Source organism: Pseudomonas nicosulfuronedens (assembly GCF_005877905.1).
In the GTDB taxonomy this organism is placed as follows: domain Bacteria; phylum Pseudomonadota; class Gammaproteobacteria; order Pseudomonadales; family Pseudomonadaceae; genus Pseudomonas; species Pseudomonas nicosulfuronedens.
On record NZ_SWDV01000012.1, the window covers coordinates 49,395 to 64,593 of the forward strand.

Consider the following 15,199-nt stretch of genomic DNA (forward strand, 5'->3'; position numbering starts at 1 on the left):
CTCGAAAGCCGCCATTGTAGACGCAAAAGGTTCGCATTTTCCCAGCAAAGACAGCGCCAGCCTTTCCCGCTCAACTTGTAAAGCGGAACGGAGTCACGCGGTTTACTCTCGCCAGACGGCAGGTAGAATGGCCGGTTCCCGTCATTCCAGAACTCCAGCGCATGGCCCTGCCGACACTACGTACTCTCGGATTCATCATCGGCATCTTCGTGATCACCCTGGCGGTCGCCATGCTGGTCCCCATGGCCACGCTGCTGTATTACGGCCGCGCCAACGAGCTGCACCCGTTCATCTGGTCGGCGATCATCACCTTCACCTGCGGGCTGGGCATGGTCATCCCGGGTCGCCCGGAACATGTGCACCTGCGCCCGCGGGACATGTACATGCTCACCGTATCGAGCTGGGTGATCGTCTGTTTCTTCTCCTCCCTGCCCTTCATGTTCGCCCGGCACATCAGCTTCACCGACGCGATCTTCGAGAGCATGTCGGGCATCACCGCCACCGGCTCGACCGTGCTGTCCGGGCTGGACAGGATGTCCCCCGGCATCCTCATCTGGCGCTCGCTGCTGCACTGGCTGGGCGGTATCGGCTTCATCGCCATGGCGGTGGCGATCCTGCCGATGCTGCGCATCGGCGGCATGCGCCTGTTCCAGACCGAATCCTCCGACCGCTCCGACAAGGTCATGCCGCGCTCGCACATGGTGGCCAAGTACATAGTCGGGGTTTACGTGGCCATCACCATCGCCGGTACCCTGGCGTTCTGGTGGGCCGGCATGGGCCTGTTCGACTCGCTCAACCACGCCATGTCGGCGATCTCCACCGGCGGTTTCTCCACCTCCGACCAATCCCTGGCCAAGTGGCACCAGCCCGCGGTGCACTGGGTGGCGGTGGTGGTGATGATCCTGGGCAGCATCCCCTTCGTGCTCTACGTATCCACCCTGCGCGGCAACCGCAAGGCGCTGATCCGCGACCACCAGGTGCACGGCTTCATCGGCCTGCTGGTCTTCACCTGGCTGGTGATGGGCACCTGGTACTCGGTGAACTCCGACCTGCCCTGGCTGGACGCTTTCCGCATCGTTGCAGTGAACGTCACCTCGGTGATGACCACCACCGGCTTCGCCCTGGGCGACTACAGCCTGTGGGGTCACTTCTCGATCATGCTGTTCTTCTACCTGGGCTTCATCGGCGGCTGCTCCGGCTCCACCGCCGGCGGCATCAAGATCTTCCGCTTCCAGGTGGCCTTCACCCTGCTGCGCGCCAGCCTCTACCAGCTGATCCATCCGCGCGCGGTGATCAAGCAGAGCTACAACGGCCATCGCCTGGACGAAGAGATCGTGCGTTCGATCCTGACCTTCTCGTTCTTCTTCGGCGCCACCGTCGGTGCCCTGGCGCTGGGCCTGTCGTTCCTCGGCCTGGACTGGATGACCTCGCTGACCGGCGCGGCCAGCACCGTGGCCGGCGTCGGTCCGGGCATGGGCCCGATCATCGGCCCCTCGGGCAACTTCGCCTCGCTGCCGGATGCCGCCAAATGGCTGCTCTGCGCCGGCATGCTGGCGGGCCGCCTGGAGATCATCACCGTGCTGGTGCTGTTCACTCCGGCGTTCTGGCGGCACTGATCGCCCCTGCAACCCAGGTTGCAGGTTGAGCACCTCGTAGCACGGCGTGGAGCGCAGCGATACCCATCAACCCTGGCACGGGCAGCATGGGTATCGCTGCGCTCCACCCATCCTACTGATCTGGCGTCAAGCGGTTCGCGAGCAAGCTCGCTCCTACAACCAGCCGATTGACGCCAGAGGAATCACAACTCCTCGCGATACTCCCCTGGCGTCTTGCCGAACCAGCGGCGGAAGGCGCGGAAGAAGTTGCTCGGCTCAGAGAACCCCAGCAGGTAGGCGATTTCCAGCAGCGTCATGCGCGGCGTGGCGAGGTACTGCTGGGCCAGCTCGCGGCGGGTGTCGTCTAGCAACTGCTGGTAGCTGGTGCCCTCTTCCTGCAGGCGACGCTGCAGGGTGCGTTCGGACAGGTGCAGCGCCTGGGCCACGCTCTCGCGCTTGGGCTCGCCCTGGGGCAGCAGGCGGCACAGTACCTGACGCGTCTGGTGGCTGAAGCGGCTGCTGACGAAGCGCGCCAGGTATTCCCCGGCGAAACGATCGTGCAGGCGCGCCAGCTCCTCGTTGGCGGTAGGCAGCGGCGCGGCCATGTCTTCGTGGGAAAACAGCATGGCGCAGTCGGCATGGCCAAAGCTCAACGGCGCCTGGAACAGCTCCCGGTAAGGCTCGACGTTCTGCGGCGCGTCTCCGGCCAGACGCACCTCCAGCGGTTTGATGGCCCGCCCGGTGATCCAGCGCAGCATGGCGATCAGGCTGGCCAGCGAACACTCGGCGCTCTGTCGTGGCACTGGCAAACGGTCGCCGTGGACCACGATGCGGTACAGGCAGCCTTCGGGAAGACGGCGGAAGGTCAGGTCGGCGCCCTCGGCGATGATCCGCTGGTAGCGCTCCAGGCGCTCGAACCCCTCGCCCAGGTTGCGGCTGGACATCAGCGCATAGCCCACCACCGGGAACGCCGGCGTGTGCACGCGGGCGATGTTCAGGGCGATGGCCGGGTTGCCGGACAGCTCCACGGCCCGGTTCCACAGGCGGCTCATGGCGTCCTGCGGAAAGCGCGCATCGGGATCGTCGAGGGCAGCAAAATCCAGCCCCAGTTCAGCGAACAGCGCTCGGCTGTCGAGGCCTTCCAGTTCCAGGGACTGGACAATTCCCCGCACCCAACTGGACAGGGTCGTACGCTCAGGCATGCGTTTTCTTCTGGTTATGGTGGTCAACGGCGCCACCGCAGAACAGCCAGCGGCGCAGGGGGATACTAAACTGGTCCCCTATGCCATCCGCAAGTCCGACGGCTCCGGCCTACACTGGGCCGCCACAACAACAGGAGGTGCGCCATGAGCACCCAGACCGCCGATCGATTCCAGAGCTTTGCCGAGTTCTACCCCTACTACCTGCAGGAACACAGCAATGCCGTGTGCCGACGCCTGCACTACGTGGGCAGCCTGCTGGTGCTGTCGATCCTCGCCTACGCCCTCGTCAGCGGACACTGGCTGTGGCTGCTGGCCATGCCGCTGGCCGGCTACGGCTTCGCCTGGGTCGGCCACTTCGTGTTCGAGAAGAACCGCCCGGCCACCTTCAAATACCCGTTGTGGTCGCTGATGGGCGACTGGGTGATGCTCAAGGATGCCTTCACCGGGCGCATCCGCTTCTAAGCCATTGAGCGGTCAGCGCGCGGCGTTACGCAGCGACGCGCGCTCGAACAGCAGCGCCTGCACTTCCCCGCCGGCATGCTGGGCGATGCGTCGCCAGTTGGCGGGCACATCGGGAATCTCCTCGTCGTTGTAGCGGCTCATCACCAGCCACACGCGCCCCTCGTCGTGGGGCAGGTCGGCCAGGCGGTCGACGAAGCTGTGCTGGCGATCATCGATCAGCGAGCCGAAACCGTAACGGCCCGGCCGTCCGGACGAACCATCCGGCGCCGGCGCGGTGTACAGCAGCGGCTCGCTGCCGGTGCGGTTGTAGTAACGGAACGCCAGGTACCAGAGGATATCGTCCACCACCACCCGGTCACCGGCTCGGTAATGGGCGTTGACGTAGGCGACCATGCCGTCGAACTGCTCATCCGGGGCTGTCTGGTAGGCGCGCGCCAGTCCCAGGCCTTGCAGGCTCAGCAATGTCGCCAGCGTCACGACTCCCAGCGCCCGCCGCAACTCCAGCAAGCGGTCCAGCGCCAGCGCGAACAGCAGCGGCAGGCCCAGCGCGAAGGCCGTCAGGTAGCGTTCGACGAACACCGGCGAAATGAAGGACGCGGCGTACAGCAACAGCAGCGGCAGGCCGACGTAGAGCGACAGCAACAGGCCGGCGCGCTGGCGTCTGTGATCCCGACGCAGCACCAGCAGCATCGCCCCCACCACCAGCAACGGAACGCCCACCAACAGTGGCCAGGGCAGCTCATTGCCATCCGACTGTGCCAGCCATTGCCAGAGCATCGAGGGGACGGAGCGGGCATCCACCGGCGGCTCCCAGCCCACGTCGCCACCGGCGACCAGCACCTCCATGTGGCGAACCAGGTCCAGCAGGCCCGGCAGCCAGGGCAGGAACAGCACGGCGATGGCCAGGTTGGCCAGCCACCAGTCACGGCGGCGCAGCGGACTGTTCGGCAGCGTCGCCAGCCAGACCCAGTGCACCAGCAGTCCGAACAGGCTGAAGTAGTGGGTATAGAACGCCGCCGTCATCAGCAGCACGTAGGCCAGCAGGCAGCGCCGTCGCCCCTCCTCCCGCCAGTAGAGCAAGGCCAGGGTTGCCGCCAGCAGCCAGCAGCCGAGCAAGGAATACATGCGCACTTCCTGGCTGTAGCGCACCGCCGTGGGCAACAGCGCCAGCAGCAGGACAGCGAGCAAGGCTGCGCGGCGACTGGCGATCCTCCAGGTCAGCCAGCCACCGAGGAAGACCGCCAGCGTGCCGAACACGGCGCTGAGCAGGCGCAGCGACAGCGCGCTCTCGCCGAACAACGCGGTCCACAGGTGCAGCAGGTAGAAGTACAGCGGCGGATGCACGTCATGGGCAGCGTGCTGCCAGAGTTGCACTGGCGAATAGCGGGCGAGGAACAGGCTGGAGCTTTCGTCTCCCCAGATGGCCGAGCCCGTCAGCCCGTACAGCCGCAGGCCCAGCGCGAGGGCCAGCAGCGGCAGGAACCACCACTGGCGCAACAGGGCCGGCAGACTCAGGAGCTCGCGGGAAGACATCACAGCCTCGCAGGGAGAAACGTCCGTGCCGCTGAGTGTACGTCAGCCGCGCCCGGCTTACCGGCGGATCAGCAGTTCCCGCGCGCGGGCCTGGTCTTCCGGCGCCAGCTCCGCGAGCAGCTCCACCTCCCCGGCAATCAATGCCCCCACCGGCACGCCGTCGCGATAGAGCACGCGGTTGCCGCTCACGGCTGGCACCTTGCGTCCCGGCAGCAGGGTGCCGGCCAGGTTCAGCGGGTCGACCGCCGAGACCACCACCCAATCGCCGCTCGTTTCACGGCGGCGCACTTCGCGCAGCAGGCCAACGGCTTCGGGCAGGGCGAACTGCTCGCCGGTCAGCCCGGCGACGAATCGCCCGCCGCGGATTTCCCCGCGCGCTTCCAGGCGATGGTAGACCCGCAGCAGATCGCGCCACGGCGGCAACCAATCGGCCTCGCGGTCCAGCAAACGCCAGCAGACCACGCCGTAGCGGCGCAGCAGGGTCATGGCGACATGTTCGAGCACTTCCGCTGGCAATCGCGCGCCCGGCTCCAGCGTGGAACGGCGCAGCAGTGCCCAGCGCCCGGCATCGGCCATGCCGAACAGCGGCGTACGCGAGCGACGCTGCGGATGGCGCCGCGCGGCCGGCATCAGCAGAGCGCGCAGCCCCGCGAAGCTGTCGGCATTCACCCGCCCCGCCGCTACCAACTCGCCCAGCACGGTTTCCAGTTCGGTGCGCAGCAGGTGGCTGTCACTGGCCAACTCTTCGAAGAAGGACGCGCCGTGCTCCTTGAGCACCTCCAGCACCTTGCTGGCCTTGGCGGACAGCTCGGCATCCGCCTGCCCCGCGCTCAACGCGCTCCACTGCGCCATCTGCGCACGCGGCAGCAGCACGATGGGCGTGCTTTTCAGCGGGCCGCCACGCCCCTTCGAGGTGGTTCGGCCCGGCAGGCGCGCCCAGACGATACGACCGGCACGGCACAGATCGTCCAGCCAGTTGATTCCGTAGTCGGCTACACGACTGGGCAGGATGTCGCTTTCCCAGGCACTGGCGGCGGCCTGGAAGCCTTCCAGTTGGCTGAGCACGCCGGCCAGGGACTCCGCACCGCGCACTCGCGACCCAGCGGATACCCGCTGCCAGTCGAACAGGAAACGCATGAAATCCGACCGCGCCACCGGTTCGATCTCTCGGCGCAGGCGCTTGACCGTATAGCGATGGATGCGCGCCAGCAGGTGGCGCTCGCACCACTCCTCCTCGCTCGTGCCCGGCGTGAACCGACCGCGTAGCACGTAACCCTCGCGCTCCAGGCTGGCCAGGGCGAAGCCGGTATCGCCACTGGAAATGCCCAGGTCTTCCGCCAGCTCACGCAACAGTCGCGGGCCGAAGCCGGTCAGCCGCGCCCGCACCAGTTCGACCTGCGCCTCGTCCGCCGAGCAGGGTTCACGCAGTGCCGCAGGCAGATCGAGCCGGGGCTTCATCGCGACCTGAGGATGCAGGGCAAGCCATTGGCTGAGCCGTTCCGCTGCCACCCACACATCACCCGCCAGCAGCTCCAGGCGTGTCGCCCGCCCTGCCTTGGCCAATGACTTGAGCAATAAAGGCCAGCCCTCGTTGGATCGAGCCTCGCTCTCGCGGATGCCGCCCAGGCCGGTCAGCGCCTCATGCATTTCGTCGGCGTCGCGGGCTTCGGGCCAGGCCTCGGCGCGCACCGCGTCGATGGCTTCGGCATCCAGCGCGCCGAGGTCGTCGGCGCTTTCCGGATCGGTCCAGCGGCGGCTTTGCACGGCCTGAGTGCGGCGCTCTTCCAGCGGCGCATCGTCGAGGAAGGCGTACGGGCTGGCGGACAGCACCTCCGCCGCCAGCGGCGACGGCGCCGGCAGGTCGCGCGCCAACAGGGTGATCTCGCCGCGCTCCATGCGACGCAGCAGATCGAGCCAGCCTTCGCTGTCCATCGCCTCGTGCAGGCAGTCGTCGAGGGTTTGCGCTACCAGTGGGTGATCGGGAATCTCGCGTTCGCCGACGATGTTCTCCAGGCACGCGACCTGGTCGGGGAACACCGAGGCCAGCAGGTCTTCGCTACGCATGCGCTGCAGTTGCGGTGCGACCTTGCGCCCGCCGCTGTAACGCGGCAACGCCAGCGCGGTGGTGGCGTTCCAGCGCCAGCGCACGCCGAACAGCGGCGCGTCGAGCAACGCCTGGATCAGCACGTGCTCGGCGCTGTTGGAGTGCAGGTAGCGCCACACCTCGTCCAGCGGGAAGCTGTGGCTGGTCGACAGAGAGAGGATGATCGCGTCCTCGGTGGCGGCGGCCTGCAGTTCGAAGTTGAAGGTGCGGCAGAAACGTTTGCGCAACGCCAGGCCCCAGGCGCGATTGAGTCGGCTGCCGTAGGGCGAATGGATGACCAGCTGCATGCCGCCAGACTCATCGAAGAAGCGCTCGAGGATCAGCGTCTCCTGCGTGGGCAGCGCACCGAGGGCGTGGCGCGCGCGGGCCAGGTACTCCACCAGCTGACGCGCTGCCGCGTCGCTCAGGCCCAGCTCGTCCTGCAACCAGGTGATGGCCCGCTGCAAGGGAGCGTCGTCGTGCTCGCCCTGGGCCAGCAATTCATCCAACTGCCCGCGCAGGCGCGCAACGCTGGCGGACAGTTCGTCGGTGCGGCCCGGCGCTTCGCCGAGCCAGAAGGGAATGTTCGGCGGCTGGCCCTGGGCGTCCTCGACGCGCACGCGGCCCGGCTCCACGCGCAGGATGCGGTAGGAGATATTGCCCAACTGGAACACATCGCCGGCCAGGCTCTCCACCGCGAAGTCCTCGTTCACCGTGCCCACCGTGAGGCCCTGCGGCTCCAGCAGCACGGCGTAGTCGCCGGTATCGGGGATGGTGCCGCCGGAGGTCACGGCGGTGAGTTTGGCCCCGCGCCGGCCGCGCAGACGCTGGTGCACGGCGTCGCGGTGCAGGTAGGCGCCGCGCTGGCCGTTGCGGCTGGTGTAGCCCTCGGCAAGGGTGCGCAGCAGCGCGTCGAACTGCTCGCGGCTGAGGTCGACGTAGGGTTGCGCGGCGGTGAACAGCTCGAACAGCGCATCTTCGCGCCATTCCTGGCAGGCCACTTCGGCGACGATCTGCTGGGCCAGCACGTCCAGCGGCGCGTGGGGAATGCTCAGCGCGTCCAACTCGTTGTGCCGCACGCTGTCGAGCAGCGCCACGCATTCGATCAGGTCGTCCCGCGAAGTCGGGAACAGCCGTCCCTTGGGCGTGCCGCCGACGCTGTGGCCGGAGCGCCCGACGCGCTGCAGAAAGGCAGCGATGGAGCGCGGCGAGCCGATCTGGCAGACCAGATCGACGTCGCCGATATCGATGCCCAGCTCCAGCGAAGCGGTAGCCACCAGCACTTTCAATTGCCCGGCCTTGAGCCGCCGCTCGGCGCCCAGGCGCAGTTCCTTGGACAGGCTGCCGTGGTGCGCCGCCACCCAGCCGGCGCCGATGCGCTCGGCCAGATGCCGGGTGACCCGCTCGGACAGCCGGCGGGTGTTGACGAACACCAGCGTGGTGCGGTGCTCGCCGGCCAGTTCGGCGAGGCGGTCGTAGACCTTGTCCCAGACCTCGTGGGACATCACCGCCTCCAGCGGCGCCGCCGGCACTTCCAGGTTCAGGTCACGCTCGCGGCTGTAGCCGATGTCGACGATACGGCAGGCCTGGTGGCGCCCTACCAGAAAGCCCGCCACTGCCTCGATGGGTTTCTGCGTGGCAGACAGGCCAATGCGCACCAGCGGTGCTTCGCACAAGGCCTGCAGGCGCTCCAGCGACAGCGCCAGGTGGCTGCCACGCTTGCTGGCGGCCAGCGCATGGATTTCATCGATGATGACGCTGCGCGCGCCGGCGAGCATGGTGCGGCCGGAATCCGACCCCAGGAGGACGTAGAGCGATTCGGGCGTGGTAACGAGGATGTGTGGCACCTGCCGGCGCATGGCTTCGCGCTCGCTGGAGGTGGTGTCGCCGGTGCGCACTGCTGTGCGGATAGCCACCTCCGGCAGGCCCAAGTCCACCAGCGCCGCGCGGATGCCGGCCAGGGGCTCGTCGAGGTTGATGCGGATATCGTTGGACAGCGCCTTGAGCGGCGAGACATACACCACCGTGGTGCGGTCCGGCAGCGCGCCACCGTTTGCCAGCCCCTCGCGAACCAGGGCATCGATGGCCGAGAGGAAGGCAGTGAGTGTCTTGCCCGAGCCGGTGGGCGCCGCCACCAGGGTCGACTCGCCGGCCTGGATCGCCGGCCACGCCTGCACCTGCGCCTCGGTGGGAGCCTTGAAGTGCGCGCGAAACCAGCCGGCCACCGCCGGATGGAAAGCGGACAGCACATCGGCTCGCTGGGCGCGAGAGGAGGTTCGGGGAGCGGTCATGCCGACCAATATGGTGGTGCGCGAAGCCCGTCACAAGGACCACTGATCGCGCCTCGCCGCAGGCCGCGCCAGCCATTACTCTTCACTCATCCACCCGGCGGAATGACATTCGATGAGCGACCGTGATCGCGACTATTACTGGGAGCAGGTCCGGCAACAGAACCGGCAGAAGCCGCCCGAAGACCCAAAACGCAACTGGCGGATGCTGGTGAAGCCGTTGCTGTGGTTTCTCGTTCCGTTGCTGATCCTCGCCGCCGGCACCGCCCTGTGGCGCGATCCAGCCAGCCATGCCTGGCTGGCGGAGCGCTGGGTGGTGCTGCAAAGCCGGCTGGGCCTGTCTCCGACCGGAGTCGAGGCGGCGCCCGCGGCCTCACCCTATAGCGACAGCCCACGCAAGCTGTCCGACTGCATCAAGCCGGGGAATGTGATCGACGATGAGGTGCGGGCCTGCGTGAAGGGGTATCGGCCGAAGACCTGGTGACGGAGAGCCGTCGGCTCTGCCGATGAGTCACGGGCAGGGCGCGGTCAGGACTCCTCGTTGTGCCCCAACCCATGCATCCGCAGCTTGTTGGCAATGGTGGTGTGCGACACCCCCAGCCGCTTGCCCAGCTGCCGGCTGCTCGGGTGCTCGCGGTAGAGACGCTCCAGCACTGCCCTCTCGAACCGCCCGACAATGGCATCCAGTCCGCCGTCCAGGGAGAAGTCCCCCAGCGGATGCGGCGCGCCATAGTCCGGCAGGCGAATGTGTTCGGGGCGGATGGTGCCGCCTTCGCACAGTGAAACCGCCTGGAACAGCGCGTTCTCCAGCTGCCGTACATTGCCCGGCCAGTGATAGCGGCCGAGGCGGTCCAGCGCCTGTGGCGAGAGCTTGGGCAGCGAACAGCCGATCTGCCGACTGGCCTGGTCGAGGAAGTGTTCCACCAGCGGTTCCAGGCCATCCAGGCATTCGCGCAGCGGCGGGATGTGCAGCGACAGCACGTTGAGGCGGTGGTAGAGGTCCTGGCGGAATTCGCCCTTGGTGCAGAGCTCGGACAGGTCCACCTGGGTCGCACAGATCACCCGCACGTCCAGGTAAACCTCTTCGTCGCTGCCCACGCGGCGGAAGCAGCCGTCCTGCAGGAAGCGCAGCAGCTTGGCCTGCAGGCGCGGGCTCATCTCGCCGACACCGTCGAGAAACAGCGTGCCGCCAGCGGTCAGCTCCAGCAGGCCGAGCTTGCCTTCCGGACGGGCGCCTTCGAAGGCGCCGGGGCCGTAGCCGAACAGTTCGGTCTCGGCCATGGATTCGGGCAGGCCGGCGCAGTTCAGCGCCATGAATGGCGACTGCCCGCGCGGGCTGGCGAGGTGGCAGGCGCGGGCCAGCAGCTCCTTGCCGGTGCCCGTCTCGCCTTCGATCAGCAGCGGCGCGTCCAGCGGCGCCATGCGCCGCGCTTCGCGGACCACGGCAGCCATCACCCGCGAACTCTGGAAGATGCTGTCGAAGCCGCGCAGCTCCAGGCGCCGTACGTTGTAGATGCGCTCGCCGACGCGGTCGGCACGGTGCAACGTAAGCACGGCACCGGCCAGCGCTTCGCTTTCGTCATGTTCGGTCTGTAGCGGCGCGATGTCGGCGAGGAACACATCGCCCTTCACCTTCACCCGCAGGCCATTGATGCGCGCCTTGTTGGCCCGCACCAGCTCCGGCAGGTCGAGGTCTTCGACGTAGCGTGACAGCGGGATGCCCGGAACCTCATCCACGCGCACACCCAGCAACTGCGCAGCGGCACGGTTACCGGCGACTATCTGCCCGGCCATGTCGATGGACAGCACCGGGAACTCCAGCGCCGCCAGCAGCGCATTCAGCTCCAGGTGGCGGCGCTCGCTGGGCATCAGGCCGACACGCTTGACGCCGAATACACCGGGCACCGCTTCGAGCTTGGGCTTGAGCGACTGGAACTGAAGGTTGATGAGGTTCGGGCAGAGCAGGTAGATGGCGTTGCCCTGCTCGCCGCCGACCTCGCCGCGGTTGACGTTGATGCCGTAGTCGACCAGCAGGTTAAGGATGTCGCGCAGGATACCGACGCGGTTCTGGCAGTGCACTTTGATGCGCATGGCGGGCCCGTGGTTGTCGTTGTGGGGGGCGCTCCGGCACGGATTTTCGCAAGGCGGCCGGAAATTACCGTCAAGAATATGTGACAGATCACCCCACCTTCAAGCCATGGCCGGATACCTGCGCCGCCAAGCGTAATCATTTCTTTACGGATATCTGCGTTTGGCGCGTTCCAGCGCAGCGCCAGGGGGCTGATCACCGGGACGCATCGCGCTATTTGTGAGTCATCACAAGAACAGGCAGCTCGACGCCGGAGACTCCATGAAGACAACGCAGTACGTGGCCCGCCAACCTGATGAAGATGGCTTTATCCACTACCCCGAAGCCGAACATCAGGTCTGGAATACGCTGATCACCCGCCAGTTGAAAGTGATCGAGGGCCGCGCGTGTCAGGAATACCTGGACGGCATCGAGCAGCTCGGCCTGCCCCATGAGCGCATCCCGCAACTGGGCGAAGTCAACCAGGTGCTCCAGGCCACCACCGGCTGGCGCGTGGCGCGGGTGCCGGCACTGATTCCGTTCCAGACCTTCTTCGAGCTGCTGGCCAGCCAGCAGTTCCCCGTCGCCACCTTCATCCGCACCCCGGAAGAGCTGGACTACCTGCAGGAGCCGGACATCTTCCACGAGATCTTCGGCCACTGCCCGCTGCTCACCAACCCCTGGTTCGCCGAGTTCACCCACACCTACGGCAAACTCGGCCTGGCCGCCAGCAAGGAAGAACGCGTGTTCCTCGCCCGCCTCTACTGGATGACCATCGAATTCGGCCTGCTGGACACCCCGCAGGGCTTGCGAATCTATGGCGGCGGCATCCTCTCGTCGCCCAAGGAGACGGTCTACAGCCTCTCCAGTACGCCCGAGCACCAGCCGTTCAACCCGCTGGAATGCATGCGCACGCCGTACCGCATCGACATCCTGCAGCCCCTGTATTTCGTGCTTCCCGAGCTCAAGCGGCTCTTCGAGCTGGCCCATGAGGACATCATGGCGCTGGTACGCGAAGCCATGCGCCTGGGCCTGCATGCACCGAAGTTTCCGCCGAAACAGGCCGCCTGATCCGCTGCAATCGATCCCATCTGTGCCTAGGATGAGACGTGCTCGCGAGCCTAAGATGGTTCGCGAGCGCACTCCTATGCCACCCCACGACAAGGAGAACCTTTCATGACCGCACTCACCCAAGCCCATTGCGAAGCCTGCCGCGCCGACGCCCCGAAGGTGTCCGATGAAGAACTGGCAGTGCTCATCAAGCAGATTCCGGACTGGAACATCGAGGTCCGTGACAATCACATGGAACTGGAGCGGGTCTTCCTGTTCAAGAACTTCAGGCACGCCCTGGCCTTCACCAATGCGGTGGGCGCCATTGCCGAGGAAGAAGGCCACCACCCCGACCTGCTGACCCAGTGGGGCAAGGTCACCGTCACCTGGTGGAGCCACGAACTGAAGGGCCTGCACCGCAACGACTTCATCATGGCCGCGCGCACCGACGAGCTGGCCGCGACAGCAGAGGGACGCAAATGAGCCATTTCGCCAAGGTCACCCGCGTACCGGGCGACCCGATCCTGGGCCTGCTCGAAGCCTACCGGGCGGACCCCAACCCCGCGCGGCTCGACCTTGGCGTGGGCGTCTACAAGGACGTCCAGGGCCTCACGCCGATCCCCCGCGCGGTGAAGCTCGCCGAACAGCGCCTGGTCGATACCGAGACCACCAAGAGCTACGTCGGCAGCCACGGTGACGCGCTGTTTGCCGCGCGCCTGTGCGAGCTGGTGCTGGGCGTCACCTCGCCCCTGTTGGCCGACTCCCGCGCCGATGCCACCCAGACACCCGGCGGCACTGGAGCGCTGCGCCTGGCGGCGGAGTTCATCGCCCACTGCCTGCCGGGCAAAAGCATCTGGCTGAGCGACCCGACCTGGCCGATCCACGAAACGCTGTTCGCCGCCGCCGGCGTGCCGATCAAGCACTACCCCTACGTCGGCGCGGACAACCGCCTCGACGCGGACGCCATGTTCGCCATGCTGGGGAAGATTCCCCAGGGCGACGTGGTGCTGCTGCACGCCTGCTGCCACAACCCCACCGGCTTCGACCTGGATCATGACCAGTGGCAGCGCGTGCTGGAAATCGTCCGCCGCCGCGAACTGCTGCCGCTGCTGGACTTCGCCTACCAGGGCCTGGGCGACGGGCTTGAAGAGGACGCCTACTCTGTGCGCCTGCTCGCCGAACGCCTGCCGGAGGTGCTGATCACCAGCTCCTGCTCGAAGAACTTCGGCCTCTACCGCGACCGCGTCGGCGCGCTGATCGTCTGCGCCGAGAACGCCGACAAGCTCACCGACATCCGCAGCCAACTGGCGCTGTTTGCCCGCAACCTGTGGTCCACCCCGCCGGCCCACGGCGCGGAAGTGGTCGCCACCATCCTCGGCGATCCGGAGCTGAAGAATCTCTGGCTGGACGAACTGGACGGCATGCGCGGGCGTATCGCCGACCTGCGCATCGGCCTGGTCGAGGCCCTGCGTCCCCATGGGCTGGCGGAGCGTTTCGCGCATATCGCCATCCAGCGCGGCATGTTCTCCTACACCGGCCTGCAGGCCGAGCAGGTGCGAATCCTGCGCGAGGAGCACAGCATCTACCTGGTGAGCAGCGGCCGCGCCAACATTGCCGGGCTCGACGGCGAGCGCCTGGACCACCTGGCGGCGGCCATCGCCCGCGTCTGCCGCTGACGACGATTTCTTCCCATTCGACCGGCCAGCGTGCCGGTCTTTTTTTGCCCGAAAATCGGGGGCCTTGCCTTACCTGTAGGAGCGAGCTTGCTCGCGAACAGTGTTTCCGGCCACTCGGAGTTGCGCGGTTCGCGAGCAAGCTCGCTCCTACAAAGCACCCATGCGACGTTGGTCAGTAATCGTCGCGCTTGCGGAACGCCCAGCGCCCGGCCAGGCCGGTGAAGCTGGCCACCAGTACCACCAGAATCCAGAAGCCTTCGGGGTCGCTGGAGAAGGGAATGCCGCCGACGTTCATGCCGAAGAAGCCGGCGATGATGTTGATCGGCAACGCCAACACCGTGACCACGGTGAGGGTGAACAACGTGCGGTTGCTCTGCTCGTTGATCTTCGCGGCGATCTCTTCCTGCAGCAGCTTGATGCGTTCGCCCAGCGCGGTGAGGTCGTTGATCACCAGGGAAAACTCCTCGGTGGCCTCGCGCAGCACGCGCACATCGTCCTCGGTCAGCCACACCGGCGGGCGGTTGAGCAGGCGCATCAGCGAGCCCGGCTCCAGCGCCAGCAGGCGTTGCAGGCGCACCAGCACACGGCGCATGGCGCCCAGGTCGGCGCGGCTGGCGGAGAGGCGCGAGGACAGCAGCTGGTCCTCGATGCGATCCACGCTGATGCTGGTCTCGCGGACGATGCGGGTGAGGATTTCGCCCTGATCGCGCAGCAGGTGGATCAGCAGCTCCAGTGGCGAGTTGAAGCGCTCGCCATGCTTCACCGAGGAGCGCAGCGTGTCCACCGAGCGCAGCGGCTGCGCGCGGGCGGTGACCAGCAGGCGACCACGGGCGCAGACCCAGAGGGTGGCGATGTCCGAGGACATGCGGCTACTGAAGTCGAATACCACGTCGTTGACCACCGCCAGCAGCGCGCCATCCACATGCTCGATGCGGGTGGAGCGCGAGCCTTCGCGCAGGGTCTCGAAGAAGTAGTCGGGCAGTTCGAGGTGCGACTTCATCCAGCGCTCGCAAGCCGCGTGCGCGAGGTTCAAATGCAGCCAGAGGAATTCATCCGCCGCGCGTGGCTCCTGCAGGCGCTGCAGGGCAGTGGGCGAATCGATCTCGAGCCCCGGCTGGTCGGGGCGGAAGCTGAAGCCATAAAGCAGGCCGAACAGGTCGGAATCCTGATGGCTCTGGACGATGCTGTGGTTCATGGGGCTGCGGTTCTTGAGGCCGTAATGCGGGCTTGAAACCGGCCCTG

11 protein-coding genes are annotated in these 15,199 nt (G+C 66.9%); 6 read left to right on the forward strand and 5 right to left on the reverse strand.

Translation table 11 applies throughout. From position 1 onward, the window contains the following. The first annotated feature begins 161 nt into the window (after positions 1–161). Positions 162–1,616, forward strand: coding sequence for a TrkH family potassium uptake protein (locus tag FAS41_RS12085; protein WP_138522494.1), 1,455 nt, complete (start codon positions 162–164; stop codon positions 1,614–1,616). Positions 1,617–1,798: 182 nt separating this feature from the next. Here the strand turns inward: FAS41_RS12085 and FAS41_RS12090 are convergent, their stop codons facing one another. Continuing rightward, complete coding sequence (locus tag FAS41_RS12090) at positions 1,799–2,797, reverse strand: AraC family transcriptional regulator (RefSeq protein ID WP_138522496.1); 999 nt, start codon at positions 2,795–2,797, stop codon at positions 1,799–1,801. 144 nt (positions 2,798–2,941) lie between these two features. Between FAS41_RS12090 and FAS41_RS12095 the strand changes: the two genes are divergently transcribed. Continuing rightward, positions 2,942–3,259 carry an Mpo1-like protein gene (locus FAS41_RS12095; protein ID WP_081518014.1) on the forward strand — a complete coding sequence of 106 codons (318 nt, stop codon included), beginning with the start codon at positions 2,942–2,944 and terminating at the stop codon, positions 3,257–3,259. Between the two features lie 12 nt (positions 3,260–3,271). On the opposite strand, the gene FAS41_RS12100 is transcribed toward FAS41_RS12095, so the two are convergent. Both FAS41_RS12100 and FAS41_RS12105 read right to left on the reverse strand, forming a co-directional pair. Beyond that, positions 3,272–4,792, reverse strand: a complete 1,521-nt coding sequence (locus tag FAS41_RS12100; RefSeq protein ID WP_138522498.1) for a glycosyltransferase family 39 protein — start codon at positions 4,790–4,792, stop codon at positions 3,272–3,274. A 57-nt stretch (positions 4,793–4,849) separates the two neighbouring features. Then, positions 4,850–9,166 carry a DEAD/DEAH box helicase gene (locus tag FAS41_RS12105; protein ID WP_138522500.1) on the reverse strand — a complete coding sequence of 1,439 codons (4,317 nt, stop codon included), beginning with the start codon at positions 9,164–9,166 and terminating at the stop codon, positions 4,850–4,852. Positions 9,167–9,278: 112 nt separating this feature from the next. On the opposite strand from FAS41_RS12105, the gene FAS41_RS12110 reads away from it, so the two are divergent. After that, the gene (locus FAS41_RS12110) at positions 9,279–9,647 is read left to right on the forward strand and encodes a hypothetical protein (protein WP_138522502.1); all 369 of its coding nucleotides are present in this window, start codon (positions 9,279–9,281) and stop codon (positions 9,645–9,647) included. A gap of 44 nt (positions 9,648–9,691) precedes the next feature. On the opposite strand, the gene FAS41_RS12115 is transcribed toward FAS41_RS12110, so the two are convergent. Further along, positions 9,692–11,254 (reverse strand): sigma-54-dependent transcriptional regulator, encoded by a 1,563-nt coding sequence (locus tag FAS41_RS12115; RefSeq protein WP_138522504.1) that lies wholly within the window; start codon positions 11,252–11,254, stop codon positions 9,692–9,694. Between the two features lie 259 nt (positions 11,255–11,513). On the opposite strand from FAS41_RS12115, the gene phhA reads away from it, so the two are divergent. The 3 genes from phhA (at position 11,514) to FAS41_RS12130 (ending at position 13,957) form a co-directional block, all read left to right on the forward strand. Then, positions 11,514–12,302 (forward strand): phenylalanine 4-monooxygenase, encoded by a 789-nt coding sequence (phhA, locus tag FAS41_RS12120; protein ID WP_138522506.1) that lies wholly within the window; start codon positions 11,514–11,516, stop codon positions 12,300–12,302. Between the two features lie 105 nt (positions 12,303–12,407). Then, a complete protein-coding gene (locus FAS41_RS12125) occupies positions 12,408–12,764 on the forward strand; it encodes a 4a-hydroxytetrahydrobiopterin dehydratase (protein ID WP_138522508.1) in 357 nt (118 codons plus the stop codon). Then, positions 12,761–13,957 (forward strand): amino acid aminotransferase, encoded by a 1,197-nt coding sequence (locus FAS41_RS12130; RefSeq protein ID WP_138522510.1) that lies wholly within the window; start codon positions 12,761–12,763, stop codon positions 13,955–13,957. Before FAS41_RS12125 ends, FAS41_RS12130 begins: the two co-directional genes overlap by 4 nt. 172 nt (positions 13,958–14,129) lie before the next feature. On the opposite strand, the gene FAS41_RS12135 is transcribed toward FAS41_RS12130, so the two are convergent. Beyond that, positions 14,130–15,152: a transporter gene (locus FAS41_RS12135; RefSeq protein ID WP_138522512.1), complete on the reverse strand. Its 1,023-nt coding sequence runs from the start codon at positions 15,150–15,152 to the stop codon at positions 14,130–14,132. Between the last annotated feature and the right edge of the window lie 47 nt (positions 15,153–15,199).